The organism is Herbaspirillum sp. B65, assembly GCF_000333555.1.
GTDB lineage: Bacteria > Pseudomonadota > Gammaproteobacteria > Burkholderiales > Burkholderiaceae_D > Herbaspirillum > Herbaspirillum rubrisubalbicans.
In genome coordinates this window covers 40,215-61,043 of sequence record NZ_BADI01000775.1, presented here as the reverse complement: position 1 = coordinate 61,043, position 20,829 = coordinate 40,215, and the positions used below count along the sequence as shown (strand labels likewise).

Annotated in this window: 13 protein-coding genes and 2 pseudogenes; 7 read left to right on the top strand and 8 right to left on the bottom strand. The window is 63.9% G+C overall.

Annotated elements, in window-relative coordinates; translation table 11 throughout:
* Positions 1-6: 6 nt before the first annotated feature.
* On the top strand, positions 7-645 hold the full coding sequence (locus I5W_RS18545) for a TetR family transcriptional regulator (protein WP_044530333.1): 639 nt from the start codon (positions 7-9) through the stop codon (positions 643-645).
* On the opposite strand, the gene I5W_RS18540 is transcribed toward I5W_RS18545, so the two are convergent.
* Positions 646-1,668 (bottom strand): LacI family DNA-binding transcriptional regulator, encoded by a 1,023-nt coding sequence (locus I5W_RS18540; RefSeq protein WP_044530331.1) that lies wholly within the window; start codon positions 1,666-1,668, stop codon positions 646-648. It abuts the gene before it with no gap.
* 416 nt (positions 1,669-2,084) lie between these two features.
* On the opposite strand from I5W_RS18540, the gene I5W_RS18535 reads away from it, so the two are divergent.
* From I5W_RS18535 to I5W_RS18515, 5 genes are all read left to right on the top strand, one after another.
* Positions 2,085-3,230 (top strand): ABC transporter ATP-binding protein, encoded by a 1,146-nt coding sequence (locus I5W_RS18535; protein ID WP_044530330.1) that lies wholly within the window; start codon positions 2,085-2,087, stop codon positions 3,228-3,230.
* 53 nt (positions 3,231-3,283) lie between these two features.
* The gene (locus I5W_RS18530) at positions 3,284-5,257 is read left to right on the top strand and encodes a beta-galactosidase (protein WP_044530329.1); all 1,974 of its coding nucleotides are present in this window, start codon (positions 3,284-3,286) and stop codon (positions 5,255-5,257) included.
* 155 nt (positions 5,258-5,412) lie between these two features.
* Positions 5,413-6,660, top strand: coding sequence for an ABC transporter substrate-binding protein (locus tag I5W_RS18525; protein WP_044530328.1), 1,248 nt, complete (start codon positions 5,413-5,415; stop codon positions 6,658-6,660).
* A gap of 95 nt (positions 6,661-6,755) precedes the next feature.
* Positions 6,756-7,679: a carbohydrate ABC transporter permease gene (locus I5W_RS18520; RefSeq protein ID WP_017451882.1), complete on the top strand. Its 924-nt coding sequence runs from the start codon at positions 6,756-6,758 to the stop codon at positions 7,677-7,679.
* Between the two features lie 20 nt (positions 7,680-7,699).
* Positions 7,700-8,551 carry a carbohydrate ABC transporter permease gene (locus I5W_RS18515; protein ID WP_044530327.1) on the top strand — a complete coding sequence of 284 codons (852 nt, stop codon included), beginning with the start codon at positions 7,700-7,702 and terminating at the stop codon, positions 8,549-8,551.
* Here I5W_RS18515 and I5W_RS18510 read toward each other — a convergent pair whose 3' ends face one another.
* From I5W_RS18510 to I5W_RS18500, 3 genes and pseudogenes are all read right to left on the bottom strand, one after another.
* Entirely contained in the window at positions 8,552-10,024 is a 1,473-nt protein-coding gene (locus I5W_RS18510; RefSeq protein WP_044530326.1) for an efflux transporter outer membrane subunit, read from the bottom strand. It lies immediately after the preceding gene.
* Positions 10,024-13,167, bottom strand: a complete 3,144-nt coding sequence (locus I5W_RS18505; protein ID WP_044530325.1) for an efflux RND transporter permease subunit — start codon at positions 13,165-13,167, stop codon at positions 10,024-10,026. The genes I5W_RS18510 and I5W_RS18505 overlap by 1 nt, the downstream gene beginning before the upstream one ends.
* Positions 13,164-14,245: pseudogene (locus I5W_RS18500) on the bottom strand (efflux RND transporter periplasmic adaptor subunit). The gene I5W_RS18505 and the pseudogene I5W_RS18500 overlap by 4 nt, the downstream one beginning before the upstream one ends.
* A gap of 204 nt (positions 14,246-14,449) precedes the next feature.
* Here I5W_RS18500 and I5W_RS18495 point away from each other — a divergent pair.
* The gene (locus I5W_RS18495) at positions 14,450-15,145 is read left to right on the top strand and encodes a TetR/AcrR family transcriptional regulator (RefSeq protein WP_044530324.1); all 696 of its coding nucleotides are present in this window, start codon (positions 14,450-14,452) and stop codon (positions 15,143-15,145) included.
* Here the strand turns inward: I5W_RS18495 and I5W_RS18490 are convergent.
* From I5W_RS18490 to I5W_RS18475, 4 genes and pseudogenes are all read right to left on the bottom strand, one after another.
* On the bottom strand, positions 15,142-16,302 hold the full coding sequence (locus I5W_RS18490; protein WP_044530323.1) for an alpha/beta fold hydrolase: 1,161 nt from the start codon (positions 16,300-16,302) through the stop codon (positions 15,142-15,144). The genes I5W_RS18495 and I5W_RS18490 overlap by 4 nt on opposite strands.
* Complete coding sequence (locus I5W_RS18485; protein ID WP_044530322.1) at positions 16,299-17,480, bottom strand: acetate/propionate family kinase; 1,182 nt, start codon at positions 17,478-17,480, stop codon at positions 16,299-16,301. Before I5W_RS18485 ends, I5W_RS18490 begins: the two co-directional genes overlap by 4 nt.
* A pseudogene (locus I5W_RS18480) lies at positions 17,477-18,496 on the bottom strand (bifunctional enoyl-CoA hydratase/phosphate acetyltransferase); the annotation flags it as partial. The pseudogene I5W_RS18480 and the gene I5W_RS18485, both read right to left, overlap by 4 nt.
* Before the next feature lie 112 nt (positions 18,497-18,608).
* A complete protein-coding gene (locus tag I5W_RS18475) occupies positions 18,609-20,570 on the bottom strand; it encodes a putative bifunctional diguanylate cyclase/phosphodiesterase (RefSeq protein ID WP_252717102.1) in 1,962 nt (653 codons plus the stop codon).
* Positions 20,571-20,829 lie beyond the last annotated feature (259 nt).

Genomic DNA, 20,829 nt, shown 5'->3' with positions numbered 1-20,829 from the left:
TTTGGCATCGCCCATGAACAGCCGCGCCGCCCCCAGATTTCCCTGCGCAAGACGCCGCAACAAGCCCGCTCCACCGAACTGGTGGCGGCCATCCTGCAAGCCGCTATTCAGGTTTTGCTACGCGAGGGCGCGGCGCGCTTTACCACGGCGCGCGTGGCCGAGCGGGCGGGCGTGAGTGTCGGATCGGTGTACCAGTATTTTCCCAACAAGGCAGCCATCCTGTTCCGGCTGCAGGCCGATGAATGGCAACAGACCACCGAGATGGTGCGCCAGCTCTTGCAGGATCCCTGCAAGCCGCCCGCCAGACGCCTGCGCGAACTGGTACACGCCTTCATCCGCAGCGAGTTCGAAGAAGCCCAGCTCAGACAGGCACTGGCCGATGCCGCCCCGCTCTATCGTGCCGCACCCGAGGCCTTGGACTTGAGCCGGGCCTGGGATGGCATCATCACCGCCTTCATGCGCGAAGCCTTGCCGGGCGTGTCGCCACAGCGCCGCAAGCGGGCCGGGGAACTGGTGATGACCACCCTGTCGACGGTGGGCGAACACCTCTCGCGCAGCCCCCATCCTGCCAAGGCCATCCAGGCCTATGGCGAAGCCATGGCCGACATGTTCTGTGCTTATCTGGACAGCCTGCGCTTGCGCTGATCAACTCTTGCGTGGTCGCGCGACGGCGGTGGATGCGCGTTGGACCAGTTGCGGCGTGGCAGTCACGCGCATGACCGGCGACGGGCTGCGGCGTTCGATCAAGGCCAGCAGCAGGTCGATGGACATGCGGGCCGCCTCTTCGGTGGGCACCGCCACGGTGGTCAAGGCAGGACGCGAGACACGCGCCCACTGGATGTCGGTGATGCCGATCACCGAGATATCGCGCGGCACGCTCAGGCCCAGATCGGCAATGGCATTCATCGCGCCCAGCGCCGGCAGGTCATTGCTGGCGAAGATAGCGGTCAGTTGCCGATCTTGGCGCAGCAGGGCCATGCTGGCCTGGTAGCCGGCCTCGACGGTGTCGGCAATGTAGCGGGTGCGTTCTGCGGGATGGGCCACACCCGCCTCGGTGCAGGCCCGGGCGAAGCCGCGATAACGTTCGGCGTGGATGCCGCTACGCTTGCTGCCCACCAGCGCCGCGATATGACGGTGGCCCAGGGCCAGCAGATGCCGTGCTGCGCTGGCGCCCGCAGCAAAGAAATCCACCGCGATGCAGGGCAGCTCGGGCGGCGCATCGGGTTTCTCCCACATGCACAGCACCACCGGCGCGCCGCGCTGCTCGGTCTTCTTCAACTCATCCATGGGCAAGTTGGCATTCATGATCAGTACGCCATCGGAGAGCGTACCGGCGATCTGGTCCAGGTAGGCGCGACCGGTGTCGGGGTCGTCATTGGTATTGCAGACGATCAGGAAGCGTCCATGCGCGCGCGCGGCACGTTCGGCGGCCAGCGCGAACTCCGGGTAGAAGGGGTTGGCGATGCTGGAGACCACCAGCGCCAGCGTCGGCGCCCGTCCCTCGGCCAGGGCGCGGGCTGTCAGGTGCGGACGGTAGCCGAGCTGGGCCACTGCCTCCAGCACGCGCTGGCGCGTCTGTTCGCCGACCTTGCCGCGCTGGCGCAGGACGTTGGAAACGGTAGCCGAGGTGACACCGGCCAGACGGGCGACTTCGGATAAGGTGGTCATGGATGCATGGAGTTGGAAGCCCTCGCATTCAAACCGCTAATGGCGGGCTTGTCAACGCGCTTACACCTTGATGAAACGCTTGCGGTGCTCGGCGTGATGGTCGCATTGGCAGCTGCGCAGACCGAAATCCACTCAACGATTTACGCACCGGCACGCAGCTTTCCTGACAAAATGCTGGCACTGCACGGTTACAGGATTGTGGTTGCGTCGCCTATTCAAGATGGGTATGATCGACCCAAATATTTGCCAACCCAACACGGCAACACGCTCAGAACAACGACGTGGAGACACCCCCGATTGCACACAGGAAACCCCAGGCGATCTTTTTTTTGGGTTAATTGATTAAGCGCTTAACCCCACGCCCACACTGCCTTCTGGCGTCCTGCCCTGCAATCCATTTCTGTTAGGAAAACGTGATGGCCAGCATCAGCTTGCGTGCAGCACAAAAAGCCTACGGCGACGCCCCGCCGGTAATCCGCAATGTCGATCTCGACATTGGCGAACATGAATTCTGTGTCTTCCTCGGCCCTTCCGGCTGCGGCAAGTCCACGCTCCTGCGCAGCATCGCAGGACTGGAAGATCTCACCAGCGGCGACCTCTTCATCGGTGGCAAGCGCGTCAACGAGGTGCCCTCGGCGCAGCGCTCGGTGGCCATGGTGTTCCAGAGCTATGCGCTGTTCCCGCACATGACGGTGTATGAAAACATGAGCTTCGGCCTGACCCTGGCCAAGCTGCCCAAGGCCGAGATCGAACAGAAGGTGCGTGAAGCTGCGCGCATCCTGCAACTGGAAGAACTGCTGCAACGCAAGCCCAAGGAACTCTCGGGCGGCCAGCGCCAGCGCGTAGCGATCGGCCGCGCCATCGTGCGCCGGCCGGGCGTGTTCCTGTTCGACGAACCACTCTCCAATCTGGATGCCACCCTGCGCAGCCAGACCCGCATCGAGATCGCGCGCCTGCATCGCCAATTCGCCCAGGCCAGCGTGGTCTATGTCACTCACGACCAGGTCGAAGCCATGACCCTGGCCGACCGCATCGTCTTGCTGCACGCCGGCGCCGATACCCAGCGCTTTGGCAGCATCGCCCAGGTCGGTACGCCCATGGAGCTGTATCACCATCCGCGCAATCGCTTCGTGGCCGGCTTCATCGGTTCGCCCCGCATGAATTTCCTGCCGGTGCAGGTGATGAGCGTGCAAGAGCAAGGCATCCTGGTGCGCCTGACCAACAGTGAAGAGACCGTGCTGGTGGCCGCGCAAGGCCAGGTGCAGCCGGGCCAGTCGCTGACCCTGGGGGTGCGCCCGGAACACATGGAGATCGGCACTCAAGGCCAGTACGGCCTCACCCGCGAAGTCATGCTGGTGGAACGCCTGGGCGAGCAAACCTACGTGCACCTGGACGAACCGGCTGGCCAGCCGCTGGTGGCCAAGGCGGCGGGCGATGCCCGCATTGCACGTGGCGAGCGCCTGCGCGTAGCGGTGGCACCGAACTGCGCCTATCTGTTCGACCAGGAGGGTGTGGCCCTGGCCCGCACTCAGGTCCACGCCGGCCTGGCGGTGGCGGCCTGAGCACCGCCGCCCTCTTCCCTTCCACGCTTTTCTACCGCTAAGGAATCACGACCATGTCGTTACGATTGGGAGTCTGTTACTACCCTGAACATTGGCCCGAGGCCATGTGGGACAGCGATGCACAACGCATGAAGGCACTCGGTATCCAGCAGGTGCGCATCGGCGAATTCGCCTGGAGCCGCATCGAACCGTCGCCGGGCGATCTGCGCTGGGACTGGCTGGACCGCGCCATCGAGGTGTTGGCAAAACACGGACTGGAAGTGGTGATGTGCACCCCCACCGCGACCCCGCCCAAGTGGCTCATCGACCGCCACGACGATGTGCTGGCAGTGGACGCGAATGGTCGCCAGCGCGGCTTCGGCTCACGCCGCCACTATGATTTTTCGTCGGATTCCTATTACGAAGAATCGCAGCGCATCGTGCGCCTGCTGGGCGAGCGCTATGGCCAGCACCCGGCCGTGACCGCCTGGCAGCTCGACAATGAATACGGTTGCCACCAGACCGTGGTCAGCTATTCGCCTTCGGCCCAGCGCCGTTTCCGACAGTGGCTGCGCCAGCGCTACGGCAGCATCGATGCGCTCAACACGGCCTGGGGCACGGTGTTCTGGAGCATGGAATACCGCAGCTTCGATGAGATCGATGCGCCCATCGGCACCGTCACCGAAGCCCATCCGTCGCATCGTCTCGACTATCGCCGCTTTGCCTCGGACGAAGTGGTGCGCTACAACCGGATGCAAGTCGAGATCCTGCGCCCGCTCTCGCCGGGCCGGCTGATGGTGCACAACTTCATGCAGATGTTCCTGGAGTTCGATCACTATCCGGTGGCCGCCGATCTGGACGTGGCCACCTGGGATAGCTATCCGCTGGGTGCCCTGGAAGTGATGTGGTTCGACCCGCACACCAAGGCCCGCTGGCTGCGCACCGGCCATCCTGACTTTGCCAGCTTCAACCATGACCTCTATCGCGGCATGTCGGCCAAGCCGTTCTGGGTGATGGAACAGCAACCCGGCCCGGTGAACTGGGCGCACTGGAACCCGGCGCCACTGCCGGGCATGGTGCGCTTGTGGAGCTGGGAAGCCTTCGCCCACGGCGCCGGTTGCGTGTCCTATTTCCGCTGGCGCCAATGCCCGTTCGCGCAGGAGCAATTGCACGCCGGCCTGAACCGTCCCGACAATCGCCTCGACGTCGGCGGCTCGGAAGCCGAACGGGTGGCCCAGGAAATCAACTCCGTGCAAGCGGCCCATGGCGAGCTGTCCCAGCCGCGTGGCAAGGTGGCGCTGCTGTTCGACTACGATGCCAAGTGGCTCTTCGAAATCCACTTCCAGGGCATCGATTTCGAGTACGCCCATTTTGCCTTCGACTACTACTCGACCCTGCGCGCGCTCGGCCTGGACGTGGACATCGTGCCGCTCAATGCCGACCTGCAGGGCTATGCCATGATCGTAGTGCCGCCGCTGCCCATCGTACCGGACGACCTGCCGGCTCGCATCGCGCAAAGCGGCGCACAGGTGGTGTTCGGTCCGCGCAGCGGCTCCAAGACCAAGTCGCTGCAGATCCCTTCGACCCTGCCCCCGGGACCGCTGCAGCAATTGCTGCCGATGCGTGTGTGGCGCGTCGAATCGATGCGCCCCAACGTCAGTGAAGCGGTGCAGTTCGGTACCGCACCAGGCCAGGCCCGTTACTGGCGCGACCTGATCGAAGCCGATGGCGAAGGCTTGCAGACCATCGCCCGTTTCGGCGACGGCCATCCGGCCATCGTGCAGAAGGAGCGCGCCCATTACCTAGCCAGCATCTTCGATGCCGAGCTGACCTCGCGCTACTTCGAACAGGTAGCCCGCGCGGCCGGACTGGCCCCGCAACGCCTGCCCGAAGGGCTGCGCCTGCAACAACGCGGCGGTCTGCAGTTCGCCTTCAACTACAGCGATGCACCGATCACCCTGCCGCATTCTGAGGGTGCGCAGTTCCTGGTCGGACAGGCGGCGCTGGAGCCACAGGGTGTGGCCATCTATCGCAGCCAGCAAGCATAGGAAGGACGCCAGCCTCACTCGGGAAGACAGCACGGCAGCTATGACTAGCACCGCCGCTGCACAAGCAGGCAGAGAACCTGCGCAAGAAAGCGTGCGAGAACCAACCAACGAGATCCATGACACCAGCTGTTTGAACCAAACATTCGGAGACAACAATGAAAAAGATGATTCGCATGACCGTGATCGCCGGCTGCCTGGCGGCCTCGGCCGCCTGGAGCGCCGCCGCCATGGCCGGCACCCTGGCCGTCAACATCGCCTACAAGGGCGCGGTCCAGCGCAACGTGTGGCAATCCACGGTGGATGAATTCAAGAAGGCCAACCCGGACGTGGACGTGAAGGTTTCCTTCATCGAGGAAGAAGCCTACAAGGTGCAACTGCCGGGTTGGCTGTCGACCCAGGCGCCGGACATCATCAACTGGCACAACGGCGAGCGCATGGCCTTCTATGCCAGCCGCGGCCTCTTGGAAGACCTGAGCGAGGACTGGAAGAAGAACGGCTGGGACAGCACCTACGCTTCCACCAAGGAAGCCTCGTCCTGGCAGGGCAAGCAGTATTCGGCCCCGACCGTGTACTACTCCTGGGGCATGTTCTATCGCAAGGACTTGTTCAAGAAGGTCGGCATCGCCAGCGAACCCAAGACCTGGGATGAATTCCTGGAGGCCTGCAAGAAGTTGAAGGCCGCCGGCATCGCACCGGTGGCCGTGGGCGGGCGCGATGCCTGGACCCTGGCCGGCTGGTTCGATTACCTGGACCTGCGCATCAATGGCAATGCCTTCCACCAGCAACTCATGGCCGGCGACATCGCCTACACCGATCCCCGCGTCAAGAAGGTCTACACCACCTGGAAGAGCCTGATCGACAACAAGGTCTTCATCGACAACGCCCTGTCCTACGACCTGGACGGCGCCCAGCCCTTCCTGTTCCAGGGTAAGGCCGCCATGATGTTGATGGGCACCTTCATTGCCAAGGGTTTCCCGGCCAAGCTGGCGCCGGAGATGGGTTACTTCCAGTTCCCCATCATCGATGCCAACGTGCCCACCGCCGAAGAAGGTCCGACCGAATCGATCCACATCCCGGCCAAGGCCCGCAACAAGGCTGATGCCCATCGCTTCATCGCCTTCGTGGGAACCCCGGCCATCAGCGCCAAGCTGGCTGAAGGTCTGGGTTCGCTGCCGGCCAACAGCAAGTCGCCGGCCCCGGCCGATCCGATCTCGCGCATCGGCTTTGACATCCTCTCCAATGCCAAGGGCGGCATCTCGCAGTTCTATGATCGCGACATGACCAAGGAAATGGCCGATGAAGGCATGAAGGGTATGCAGAAGTTCGTCAGCGATCCGAGCAAGCTCGATGACGTGCTCAACGAGCTGGAACAAAGCCGCAAGCGTATCTACAAGAAGTCCTGATCGTCGTTCATGCCTGGCCCGTCCAGGCAGTCCATCCGGGCCATTGCCGCTGCCAGGCGGCGGTCATGGCCCGCAGAAAATGAAGGAGACCCGCCATGCTAGCGCCCACTTCCGCTGCGCAGCCGCCCGCGACCCCATCGGCTGCCACGCCGGTCACCGGCCCGCAGCGCAGTGCCGCTCGTCGCAACCGCGCCGCCTTCTGGTTCCTGGCGCCGGCCTGCGTGATGACGCTGGTCTACGTGCTGTACCCGATTTTCTATACGATCTATCTCAGCTTCTTCAGCTGGGATGGCATGACCGATCCCAAATACGTGGGCCTGGCCAACTACATCGAACTGTTCCATGCGCCGACCTTCTACACGGCCTTGAAGAACAACGTGTTGTGGCTGTTGATGTTCCTGCTGGCCCCGCCCATGGGCCTGGCCATCGCGCTCTACCTGAACCAGAAGGTGGGCGGGATGCGCGTGGTGAAGTCGCTCTTCTTCGCCCCCTTCGTGCTCTCGGGCGTGGTGGTGGGCCTGATCTATAGCTGGTTCTACGATCCCAGCTTCGGCCTGCTGTCGCTGATCCTGGGGCATGGCGTACCGGTGCTGGGCGATGCGCGCTATGCCACCTTCGGCATCATCTTCGCCGCCCTGTGGCCGCAAACCGCCTATTGCATGATCCTCTATCTCACCGGCCTGACCGCGCTCAACCATGACCAGGTGGAAGCGGCCCGCATGGAAGGTGCGCGGGGCTGGTCCATGCTGCGCTACGTGATCCTGCCGCAATTGCGCTCGACCACCTTCATGGCCTTCGTGGTCAGCATCATCGGCGCGTTGCGCAGCTTCGACCTGATCTCGGTGATGACCAGCGGCGGCCCCTACGAGAGTTCCACCGTGCTGGCCTACTACGCCTACGATCAGGCCATCAAGTATTACCGCCAAGGCTATTCGGCGGCGGTGGCGGTGACGCTCTTTGCCATCATGCTGGTCTACATCGTCTATCAACTGCGCCGTATGCTGCGCGCCGAACGCTAACGAAGAAAAGAGGGATCGCCATGTTTCCCATGCCGATAGAAAAATGGAAGCCGCTCAACCGCGTGCTGTATCGCGCCTCGCTGCCGGTGGCGCTGCTGATCTGGCTGTTGCCGATGCTGACCGCACTGGTGACCTCGATGCGCTCCAATGACGAACTGATGGCCGGCAACTACTGGGGCTGGCCGCAGGACTTCGCGATGCTGGACAATTACCGCGAAGCCCTGACCGGCTCGCCCATGCTGCATTACTTCTGGAATAGCTGCCTCATCACCATTCCCTCGGTGGTGGGCGCCATCGCGCTGGCAGCCATGGCCGGCTTTGCGCTATCGACCTACCAGTTCCGCGGCAATACGATCCTCTTCGCCACGTTCGTGGCCTGCAACTTCGTGCCGCAGCAGATCCTGATGATCCCGGTGCGCAACCTGACACTATCGCTGGGGCTGTTCAATACCATCACCGGCATGATGCTGTTCCACATCGCCATGCAGACCGGCTTTTGTACCCTGTTCCTGCGCAACTTCATCAAGCAGCTACCGTTCGAAATGATCGAGGCGGCCCGCATCGAAGGTGCCAGCGAGTGGACCGTGTTCTACCGCATCGTGCTGCCGCTGATCCGCCCGGCGCTGGCAGCCCTGGCAGTGCTGGTGTTCACCTTCGTCTGGAACGATTATTTCTGGGCGCTGGTGCTGACCCAGGGCGATGACGTGGCCCCCATCACGGTCGGCGTGGCAGCTCTGCGCGGTCAGTGGACCACCGCCTGGAACCTGGTCTCGGCCGGTTCCATCCTGGCGGCGCTACCCTCGGTGATCCTGTTCTTCGTGATGCAGAAGCAGTTCGTGGCCGGGCTCACCTTTGGCGCCAGCAAGGGTTGATCAGGGCTGGACTGCGCTCTGCTGGGCCTGCGCCTCCAGGCCCACCCCCATGGCTTGGAACAAGGTCGCCGTATCGCTCATGCGGCTGGCCGTGGCGCGAATCTCACCCAGCCGGGCATTGAGATACTGGCGCTCGCCAGCACGTGTGGCACTGGCCGGATAGGCGCCAAGCTGGGCGCGCCGTTGCGCATTGCGCCAGCTCTGCTCGGAGGCAGTACGCGCCGCTGCCGAGGCTTGCAAGGCATCGGCATCCTGGGTCAGCGCGACCAGGCTATCGGCCACGTTCTGGAAAGCATTCAACACAGTTTGGCGATAATGGGATTGGGCGGCCAGATAGGCTTCCTTGGCCGCCTCCCGTTTGGCGCGCAGGGCGCCGCCATGGAACAGCGGCTGGGTCAGCGAAGCACCCAGCCCCCACACCGCCCCGACGCCACTGGTGGCCTTGGCCCAGGAAAAACCGGACTGGCCGAACGAAGCATTGATGGACAAGCTGGGAAACATCTCGGCCGTGGCCTCCGCCTGCTGGGCTGCGGCGACCTTCAACGCCGCGTCGGCGGCCAGGATGTCAGGGCGCTGGCGCAACAGGTCCGACGGTACCGTCATCGGCACTTCTGCGGGCAATGTCAATGCGGCGATGTCCAGGTCTGGCGGCGCGGCATCGGGCGTGCGTCCCATCAACACGGCCAGCGCATGACGTGCTCCCTGCCATTGCGCCTTCAGGCCAGGCAGGCTGGCGCGCAATGATTGTGCGGAGGCGCGTGCGGACAGGAGCTCGTCGTAGGACACCGCCCCCAGCGCCAGCCGGCGCTGCATCTCCTCCACATCGGCATCGGCCAGCGCCACCAGGCGCTCGGTCTGCGCCACCTGGGCGCGCAGCGAGGCGGCGTTGATGGCGCTGATGACCACGTTGGCCGCCACCGTACGACGGGCGGCATCGAACTGGTAGGACTGGGCATCGACCTGGGCCGCCAGCGCCGAGTTGGCGAAACGCTGCACGCCGAACAGGTCGAAGGTATAGCTGGCGCGGATCTGCCCGGAAAAAACGTTATAGACACTGGTGGCCGGGCCGATATTGGGCAAGCCCAGGGCGCGCTGGCGCTGGGTCTGGCCGACGGCATCGATGGTCGGCCACAGCGATTCACCGACCTGTGCGCGCAATTGCAGCTGCGCGCCGGCCAGGTTGCGCTCGGCCTGGGCCAGTGAGTGATTACTGTGCAAGGCCTCTTCCACCCAGGCCGACAATTGCGGCGAACCATAGGCCTGCCACCACTGCGGCACGGCACGCTGACCGAGCACGAACTTCTGGCGCGCCTCCTGCGGCCCGAGGGTGGCGGGCGTACTCTCAACGGCATAATGGGCCGGCTGCGGCATGGCCGGTGCTTCGCCGCTGGGGCCCAGCGCGCAGCCCGACAGCAGCAAGGCCACGGCCAGCGCCAGCGGGCGGGGGGTGAAGATCGATGGCATGGCGCTCATCAGTGGCTCCCTTGCGCAACAGCGTCACGGTGACGGGTTTCATCCGGCTTGACCCGATAGCACAGCGCATACAGCGCCGGCAGGTAGAACAGGGTCAGGATGGTGGCGATGGTGATGCCGCCCATCAGGGCGGTGGCCATCGGCCCGAAGAAGTTGCTGCGCAATAGCGGAATGAGCGCCAGCACGGCCGCCGCAGCGGTCAGCGTGATCGGCCGGAAACGCCGCACGGTGGCGCCGAAGATGGCATCGAAGCGGCCGCGGCCGGCGGCGATGTCCTGCTCGATCTGGTCCACCAGGATCACCGAATTGCGCATGATGATGCCCAGCATGGCGATGGTGCCCAGCATGGCCACGAAACCGAACGGCTGGCCAAACAGCAGCAGCGCCGCCACCACGCCGATCAAGCCCAGCGGCGCGGTCATCACCACCATCAGGGTGCGCCCGAAGCTTTGCAACTGCACCATCAGCAACAGCAGCACGGCAATGACCATCAGCGGCATCTGGGCCGAGATCGAGGATTGCGCCTTGGCGTTTTCTTCCACCGGCCCACCTACGTTGATGCGATAGCCCACCGGCAGTTCGCTACGCAAGGCATTGAGTTTCTGATTGACGGCATTGGTCACGTCGATGCCCTGCACCCCAGGGCGCACGTCGGCCAGGACAGTAATGGTGGGCTGGCGGTCGCGCTCCCAGATGACGCCATATTCCAGCGTATCGTGGAACCGACCCAGCGCCGCCAGGGGCACCGGGCCATGGGTGGTGGGCATGGACAAGGTGGCCAGGCGCGCAGGGTCGACGCGCTCACTGCGCGGGGCCCGCAGGTCGACGCTGATGAGCTTGTCGCGTTCGCGATATTGGGTGACCGTGAAGCCCGACAATTGCATGGCCAGGAAGTTGGAAATCTGTTGGCTGCTCAACCCCAGTTCAGCGGCCCGCTTCTGATCGATCTCGAAGGAGACCGAGCGCTGCGCCGGCTCATCCCAGTCGAACTGGATGTTGGTGGCGCGACTTTCCTTGCGCAGTTCGGCGGCCACCTGTTCGGCAATGGCGCGCACCTTGGGAATCTGCTCGCCGCTGATGCGAAACTGCACCGGGAAGCCCACCGGTGGGCCATTCTCCAGACGCGTCAGGCGTGTGCGCGCACCGCTGAACTGCTTGCGTAGCGGCTCTTCCAGCGCGCGTGCCAGGGCTTCGCGGTCTTCCACCGAGTTGGCGGTGACCACGAATTGCGCAAAGTTGGCGCTGGCCAGTTGCTGGTCCAGCGGCAGGTAGAAGCGCGGCGCGCCGACGCCGACGAAGCTGACGTAGTGGTCGACCTGGGGCCGGCCCTTCAACAGCGCTTCCATGCGGATCGCTTCGCGCTGGGTGGCTTCGAACGAGGTGCGCTCGGGCAGGCGCAGGTCGATCAGCAGTTCGGGGCGGTCCGAGCTGGGGAAGAATTGCTGCGGTACCAGCGTGAAGGCGGCCAGCGAACCGATGAAGAGCACCGTGGTGAGGATCACCACCCGCCCCCGGAATGCCACGCACCAAGCCACCGCACGACGCAGCAGGGTGTAGACGCGGGTCTGGTAGATGGGATGATCGTGGTCTTCTTCATCATGTCCGGCATGGGGCTGGGCAGCGATCTGTTCATCGCTCAATGCACCCGGTTTTTCCTTGAGCATGTGATAGCCCAAGAGCGGAATCAACACCACCGCCGCCAGCCAGGACAGCAGCAGTGCAATGGCCGAGACCTCGAAGATGGAACGCGTGTATTCGCCCGTGCCGGACTTGGCCAGGGCGATGGGCAAAAAGCCCGCCACAGTGACCAGGGTGCCGGTCAGCATGGGGAAGGCGGTGCTGGTATAGGCGAAGGCGGCGGCGCGGTGACGGTTCCAGCCTTGTTCCAGCTTTACCGCCATCATTTCCACGGCAATGATGGCGTCATCCACCAGCAGGCCCAGCGCCAGCACCAGGGTGCCCAGCGACACCTTGTGCAGACCGATATCGAACAGGTACATGAACAGCGCAGTGACTGCCAGTACGATGGGAATCGAGATCACCACCACCATGCCGGTCCGTATGCCCAGCGACAGCAGGCTCACCACCAGCACGATGGCCACCGCCTCGGCCACTGCTTCCAAAAATTCATCTACTGATTTTTCCACTGCGTGCGGCATACTGGAAACCGCCGTCAGCGTGAGGCCTGCCGGCAGGCGCTTGCGCAATTGTTCAGTTCGTTCATCCAGCGCCTTACCCAGGCGGATCACATCGCCCCCCGGTTGCATGGTCACGCCGATGCCCAGCACTGGCTGGCCGTTGGCGCGCATTTCCTGTTCCTGCGGCTCATCGTAGCCACGGTGGATGGTAGCGATATCGCCCAGGCGGAAATTGCGGTTGTTGATGTGGATGATCTTCTCTTCCAGCGCACGCAGGTTCTCGAACTGTCCGGTAGGACGCACGTAGACGCGGTCACTGCCGGTAGTGATGAGCCCGCCCGGCACCACCGCATTCTGGCCGCCGATGGCGTCGGCCAATTGCTGCGGGCTGATGCCCAGGCGCGTCATGCGGGCATTGCCGATGTCGATGTAGATGTGCTCCTGGCGATCGCCAAAGTAATCGATCTTGGCCACGCCCGGCACGTGCAGCAGTTCGGCGCGCAACTGGTCGGCATAGTCGCGCAGTTGCGCGGGCGTGAAGCCATCGCCGGCCAGTGCGTAGATGTTGGTGTAGACATCGCCGAATTCGTCATTGAAGTAAGGCCCCTTGACGCCCTGTGGCAAGGTGGCCGCCATGTCGCCGACCTTCTTGCGCACCTGATACCAGGTCTGCGGCACCTGCGAGGCTGGCGCCGTGTCCTTGATGGTGAAGAACAGTTGCGACTGGCCGGGGCGCGAATAGCTGCGCAGGAAATCGACGTCCGGCGTTTCCTGCAGCTTGCGGGCGATGCGGTCGGTGATCTGTTCCTGCACCTGGCGCGCAGTGGCGCCCGGCCAATCGGTCTGGATCACCATGACCTTGAAGGTGAAGGGTGGATCTTCGGATTGCGACAGACGCGAATACGATCCGATGCCCAGCAAGGTCACCAGCGCCAGGATGAAGGTCACCAGCGCCTGGTGCTTCAGGGTCCAGGCGGAAAGATTGAAGCGACCGGGCGCGCTCATAGGGCGAAGTCCTCGGCGTGCAGCGGCGCCACCGGCTTGACCTTCTCGCCCACCGTAAGGGTATGCACGCCTTGCACCACCACCTTGTCATTGGCCGCCACCCCTTGCGAGAGGGCAATGCTACGTTCGCCATAGGCGGCGATGGTGACCGGGCGCAGTTCCAGCTTGCCTTCGGCACCGACGATCCATACCGCCGGCTTCCCTCCTTGGTGGAACAGGGCAGTGGCCGGCAGCAGCATCACCTGGGCGGCATTGGCATCGGAATGCGGCGTGATGGCCACTTCGCCGATCATGCCCAGGCGCACGCTGGGCTCGGGCTGTTCCAGCGTGAGCTTGACGCGATAGGTACGACTTTGCGGATCGGCAGCAGGACTGACTTCACGCACCCGGGCCTGGAACGCTTGCCCGGCAATGCGGCGAGCGTGACGGTCGCGGCAGCGCCCGGCTGCAAGCCGGCCAACTGACGGTCGGCCACATCGGTGACCACGTCCATCGCCCCCGACCAGGCCAGCGCATAGACCGCCTGGCCGGCGCTGAGCACGTCGCCGGTATTGGCCTGTTCAGCGCTGATGACGCCGTCATGCTGCGCCACCAGGGTGGTGTAGTCGCGCTGGTTGCCGGCCACGGCCGCACGCGCCTGCGCTGCCTTGAACTGCGAGAGGGCAGCGGCGTGGGCGTCCTGGCTTTGTTCCAGTTGCTGGGTACTGATCAGTTGTTCGCGGGCTTGCTCGGTGTCGCGTTGCAATTGTTTTTCGGCCGCCTCCAGGTGCTGGCGGGCGGAGGCCAGCTCAGCCCGCGCCGAGACGGCGTTCTGGTCGGCGTCGGCCGGATCGAGACGGGCCAGCACTTGGCCACGACGTACCACGTCACCCAGGTGCACGCGGCGTTCCACCAACTGGCCGGCCACGCGGAAGGACAATGAAGTCACATAGCGCGACTGCACCTCGGCCGGCAGCTGCAGCGGCAGGCTGCTGGCGCGCTCCTGTGCCTGCAATACCACCACTTCGCGCAGCGCCTCGACCACCGGGGCCGGCTTGCTGCAGGCCGACAGCAACAGCGCAAACGACACGATCAGCAAGGCCAGGGGCGCACGTCGGACGGACAGAACAGACGAAACGAACAAAACGGGCTTCACAGCATTCCTTTCGGGAAAGGGAGTGTCGGATCGTCTGGCGTTCCGCATCCTGGAGAGTGATCCTTACAAAACTTCAGCGATTCTAATTCACATATGAATTCAGATGCAATACTGTATTTGAATACAAGGATGCTAGAATCCTGCCCCATGACACGCCAACGACTCAGCCGCGAGCAAAGCCGTGAGCAGACCCGCGAAAGGCTGCTGGAGGCAGCGCACGCGGTCTTCATGCAACAGGGATATGCGCAGACCAGCGTGGAAGACATCAGCGCCGCAGCGGGTTACTCGCGCGGCGCCTTCTATTCCAACTTCGATGACAAGACGCAGCTCTTCTTCGAGCTGCTGCGCCGCGAGGGGGAAACTATCGACCGCGGTTTCGAGCGCCTGCTCGATGGCGGCCTGACCGCGCCGGGTGCGCTGCGCGACGCCCTGGCCACGCAATATTCGGCGCTGTATCGCGATGACAAGTGCAGCCTGCTGTGGATGGAAGCCCGCATCGTGGCGCTGCGCGATGAGAAGTTCCGCAGCCAGCTCGATGCCTTCCTGGAAGAGCGCTACAGCCAGATCACCCGCTTCGTGCAAGCCTATTGCCAATTGACCGGCATTGCCCCCACCGCGCCGCCGCGCGAGATCGCCATCGGCCTCATGGCGCTATGCGAAGGGGTCAGTTTCTCCTACCGCTGCGTGCCGCATATCGTCGATGGCAAGACGGCCGAGTCGGTGCTGGCCTGGTTCCTGAAGGCGGCTGTCATGGTAGTGGCGCCGGAGAATGCGCCAGCGCAGCCATCGGCCAGCAAGGCGGTACGCAAACCCGCCACCCGCAAGAAAACCGCTGGCGCCTAGGCACCCGCCGTCAAGGGTGCCATCAACCACTGCGCAATCTGCGGCCAGGTCTCGGCCAGCGTGCGGCTTCCCATGAACAAACCGATATGCCCGCCCGGCACCACCCGTTGCGTAATGTGGGTAGCGGGCGTGCCCATCAGGGTGGCGGCGTTCATCACCTGTTCGGCAGTGGTGATGTCGTCGCGCTCGCCGGCCAGCAGATACAGCGGGCAGTGGATGTCCTTGAGATCAAGCTGCTTGCCCAGCGCCACATACTTGCCGCGCGCCAGCAGGTTGTCCTTGAAGATGTTGCGGATAGCCTGGAGATACCAGCGCCCCGGCAGGTCGACCGTGGTTTCGTACCAGGCCGAGAAGGTCTCGCGCTTGGCCAGGTAGACGGGGTCGTCGATGTGCTGGAACAGGTCCAGGTGCTCGGTGAAGTAGTGCTCATCGGGATGCATGTTCTTCCAGCCCTGCAGCATGAAGCTGCCGCGCATGAGTCCGCCGCCGGTACGTACCAGGTCTTCGTAGAAGCGGATCGGGGTGCGCTCCACCATCTGCTTCAAGGGACCATCGCCGGCACCGGCATCGATGGGAGAACCGGCCAGCACCAGGCGCTGCACCATAGGCGGGAAGCGCGCCGCGATCATGGCCGAGATCCAGCCGCCCTGGCACAAGCCGACCAGGTTGACGCGACCACCCAGCTCCTGGATCACCACGCACAAGTCAGCCAGGTAGTTGTCGATCTCCAGGTCTTTCATGTCTTCGCTGGCACTGTGCCAGTCGGTCAGACACACATGCGAGAGGCCATGCGCCATGAGCGTCTCGACCAGGCTCTGGCCATGGTAATAGTCGGCAATCACCGAAGAGTGACCGGCATAGGGTGCCACCACCAGAGTGGGCACGGCAGCGGCTGCAGCGGGCTTGCCATATTCGCGCAGGGTCAGCGTGCGCAGCTTCAGGCGCTCGTGGTTGGCAGTGGCCATGCGGGGATGATGGATGGCGTGCAGCTTGGCTTCTTCTTCCAGAAAGCGTAGATGTTTGTCCACCACCTCCTGCCCCTGTCGAAATACCTGGGTGGCCAGCATCATCGGCCAGAACAAGGGCACGCAGCCAGGGCTGACCGCAGCGGCATCGTGGGGGGCAGGGCCGGTGTGGCTGGCAGATGAAGTCGTCATGCGCAACTCCCGGTGATCAGTCTTGCCGCATCGTCGGCAATGACCTGTTCTTCATTGGTGGGAATGACCAGCACACGCAAGCGGCTGGCCTGGTGGCTGATGCATTCGAGGTGCTGCTCGTTGGCGCTTTCATCCAGACGCACTCCCAGCCAATCCAGCCGAGCGCAGATGGCGGCACGCATGTGGGCATCGTGCTCGCCGATGCCGGCCGTGAAGACCAGCGCATCCAGGCCACCCAGGGTGGTCGCCAGGCGCGCGGCTTCGCCGGCACAACGCAGGGCGAACAATTCCAGCGCCTCGCGGGCGGCCGCCTCACTGCTCTGCTGCAAGGTCCGCACATCGGCACTGATACCTGACACACCGAGCAAGCCGGACTGGTGATACAGCAGATTCTCCAGTGCCGCCGGCGTCATCCCTTGCTGCAACAGGTACAGCAGCACGCCGGCATCGAGCGCGCCGCAACGCGTGCCCATGGGGACGCCTTCGAGGGTAGAGAAACCGGTACTGGCGTCCAGGCTGCGACCATTCTGGATGGCGCACAGGCTGGCGCCATTGCCCAGGTGCGCCACCACCACGTTGCCATGCGCCTCGGGCAGATTGCGCCGGCGCAGTTCGGCGGCGATGTAGCTGTAGGAAATGCCGTGGAAGCCATAGCGCAGCACACCCTGGTCGTGCAGCTTGCGCGGCAGGGCGAAGCGGCGTGCCAGCGCATCCTGATTGGCATGGAAGGCGGTGTCGAAGGAAGCGGTTTGCGGCAGGCCCGGGCGTAGCCGCGCAATGGCGCGGATCAGGCGCAGGTTCTGCGGCTGGTGCAGCGGGGCCAGCGGCGCCAAGGCTTCCAGTTCCTGCTCGATGCGTTCATCCAGCAGCACCGACTGCGCCAGGTGCAAACCGCCATGCACCACACGATGGCCTACCGCGCACAGCGCACCTTGCTCGTGACCCACTTCCAGTTGATGCAGCACCCGCTCCAGCACCTGGTCCATGGACGCGGCGGGATCGGCATCGATGTCCATGGACGAGCGCACACCTTCGATATCCAGCCGCAGTTTGAGCGGCGTAAGATGCAGGTCGAGCTGGCCCTGGCCGATTTTCTCGGCGTGCGCACCGTCGAGTCGAAACACCCCCAGCTTGATGGTGGAGGAACCGGCATTGAAAGTGAGCAGCCAGCGATTCATGCCGCCTCCTTGCCCACGGCCTGCAGCTTGCTGCGCGAGGCGAACAGCCGCGCCAGCGCCGACGAAGCCAGTCGTACCCGCAGGCTGTCGGCGCGGCTGGTGAGAATCACCGGCACCCGCGCACCCAGCACCAGGCCGGCCGCCTCGGCCTGCGCCAGATAGATCAATTGCTTGGCCAGCATGTTGCCGGCTTCGAGATCGGGTACCAGCAGGATGTCGGCGCTACCCGCCACCGGCGACTGGATATCCTTGATGGCAGCCGATTGCAGGCTGATGGCATTGTCGAAGGCCAGTGGACCATCGACTACCGCGCCGGTGATCTGGTGACGCGTGGCCATCACGGTGAGGGCCGCGGCATCCAGCGTCGAGGGCATGGCCGGGTTGACCGTTTCCACTGCGGCCAACACCGCCACATGCGGACGCGGCACGCCCATTACATGCAACAGGTCGATGGCGTTCTGGCAGATGTCGCGCTTGTGCGCCAGCGTGGGGGCGATGTTGATAGCCGCATCGGTGATGATGAGCGGCTTGGCATAGGTGGGGATGGCCATGGCATAGACATGGCTGATGCGGCGCTCGGTGCGCAGGCCCGAGCCGGCTCCCACCACGGCGCCGAGCAATTCGTCGCTGTGCAGACTGCCCTTCATGAGCGCGCCGACCTGGCCCTGGATGGCCAGTTCGACGGCCCGCGCCGCCGCCGCGTGGCTATGCTCGACATCCTCGATGAGCAAGCCCTGCAGGGACAGCCCGGCTTGCTCGGCAATGCGCCGTATCTTCGCTTGCGGCCCCACCAGCAACGGCTCCAGCAAGCCCTCGTCACGCGCTTCCAGCGCGCCCTGCAAGGCCTCGACCGAGCAGGGATGGACCACCGCGACCCGCATCGGCTGGGCGCCGATGGCATCGCGAATGAGTTGACCGTAGCGCTCTGCAGGCGTGGCCTGCGTGGGTGGAAACATGTCGTCCTCCTGGGTGTGGGATGGCGCGAGAGCGAGCGTGCTCATGCCTTCTTGCTGTGTTGCAGCATAGCCCCAGGTCGGAGCGAACTCAATTGCTGGTCAGTCCCAAAGTGCAGCAGATCAGAGAAAGCTTGATCTGCTTCAACTTTGGGGAAAACCTGTCAGGAAACGCTTAACTCCGGCCCTGCGCCTTGGCCATCTCACACGCCTGCCGCGCCGGCATCGGTGGCGAGAAGTAATAGCCCTGCATGGCATGGCACCCCATGGCTTGCAGCGTATGCAGGTCTTGCTCGCTCTCCACACCCTCGGCCACCACCTGGAAGCCCAGGCTGCCTGAGAGTTGCAACATGGCCGCCACCAGCGCCTGGTTCTCGGTCTGTCCGGCCAGGCCGGTGACGAAGCTGCGGTCGATCTTCACCCGCGAGACCCGCATCTGGCGCAGGAAACCCAGCGAGGAATAGCCCACCCCAAAGTCATCGATGGCAATGCTCACGCCCTGCATGGATAGCGACACCAGGGTCTGGGTGGCGGCTTGCAGGTCCAGCGCGGTTTCTTCGGTGATCTCGATTTCCAGCATCTGGGCCGGCACGCGATAGGTCTTCAAGGTGGCCATCACCAGTTCCTCGATGCACAGGCGTTCCATCTCGCGCGGAGAGATATTCATCGACACCCGTAGATCGCTGCGGGCGCTGGCTTGCAGGGAGCGAATCATCTCGGCCACCTCGCCGATGATGAAACGCAACAGTTCTTCCGACAGACCGGCCAGCGCTGCGATCTCAATCAGTTCAGGGGCGGCGATATCGCCATGACGCGGGTGGTGCCAGCGCAGCAACGCCTCGAAGCCATCCAGGGTACGTCCATCGTGATGCACGATGGGCTGGAACCATACCTCCAGCTGGCGCTGCGTGAGCGCATGGGCCAGGTCGCGCTCGACATCGCGCTTCATCTGCAGATGGGCATTGAGGCTGTCGTTGAAGAGACAGAACTGGTTGCGCCCGCGGCGCTTGGCCTCATACATGGCCGCATCCGAACAGACCAGCATTTCGTTGATGTCTTCGCTGCGGGTGACGGTGATGCCCAGGCTCAGCCCGATATGGCGATGCGCCAGCCGCGCGAAGGGTTGGCGCACGGCGTCGATCAGACGGCGCGCCAGGTGCTCGGGCAGCTCGGCCTTGGGTGCCAACGCATAGAGGACCACGAATTCATCCCCGCCCAGCCGCGCCAGCGTGGCCTCGGCCGGGATGCAATCGTGCAGGCGCCGCGCCACTTCGATGAGCACCTGGTCGCCGGCCTCGTGGCCGTAGGCGTCATTGATGACCTTGAAGCCATCGAGGTCGAGAAACATCATGCACAGCGCATGTTCCTGGCGGGCCACCATGCGTGGCGCCACCTCCATGAAACCGGCGCGGCCCAGCAAGCCGGTCAGCAGATCATGCTCGGCCTGGTACTGCATCCGCTGGGCGAAACGATGCAAGTCCTGGTGCGCCAGTTCCAGCGCCTGGTTGGCAGCGGTGGCCTGGTTCTTCAGCGCGCTGGCGTGGGACACCAGGCCCTCGCTGACCTTGGAACCACGGATCAGCGCGGCCAGGTACAGCAGCACCGCTGCTGCCAGCGCCAGGCGGGTGGAATCGGTCTGGATGCCAGCCAGGCAGCCAATGATGGACAGCAGCGGCGGCGTGATGAAACAGATCGGGATGCGCGCAAAGGCAAAGCCGTGCGTGACTGCGCCGGCCGTGATGCCGCACACGCAAGTGAGATAGAACAGGGTTTCCGGTGTGGTATAGCCTTCGCACAGCAGGGGCACCCCGGCCCACACGATGCCCGAGAGCAAGGCCAGCATCCAGTGCAGGCGCAGGTTCAGTTCGGTGGCCGGATCAACCTGGGGATCAGGCTGCTGGCCTTGTCCCAGCCAAGGCAGGAGCGCAGCCAGACGCTCCACCGGAATGCGGCACGCCAGGATGCGCAAGACATTGACCACACCTGAGCAGGCCAGCCAGAGCAAGGCGATGGGCAATTTGTCCGCACGCCAGGCGACGAAGGTGGAAATAAGCCCCAGCAACATGTTGACCGGCATCGACAGCAAGACCGTCTTGCGGAGGGCCATGAGCTGGTCGGCCCGGATCAATTTCATCATGGACGGAGCATTGCCCGCGTCCTGGGCGGGTACATGCGAATTCTGCTGGTATGACATCTTGTTCCTGTTGCGTCAAGGAATGACCGCCCGAGAAGGCTGGCCCGGCGTGGCTTCCGGATGGGAAGCATAGTACGCGAGCCGGTCTGCATTATCTACGTAACAAGAAGAATTCTCATCAAAACAATGGCCCGGTTGAGTTGTATCAACGAGTCTGGCGCAAGAAAACGACAAGCTGGGCGCTCCATCCCAAGGAGAAACT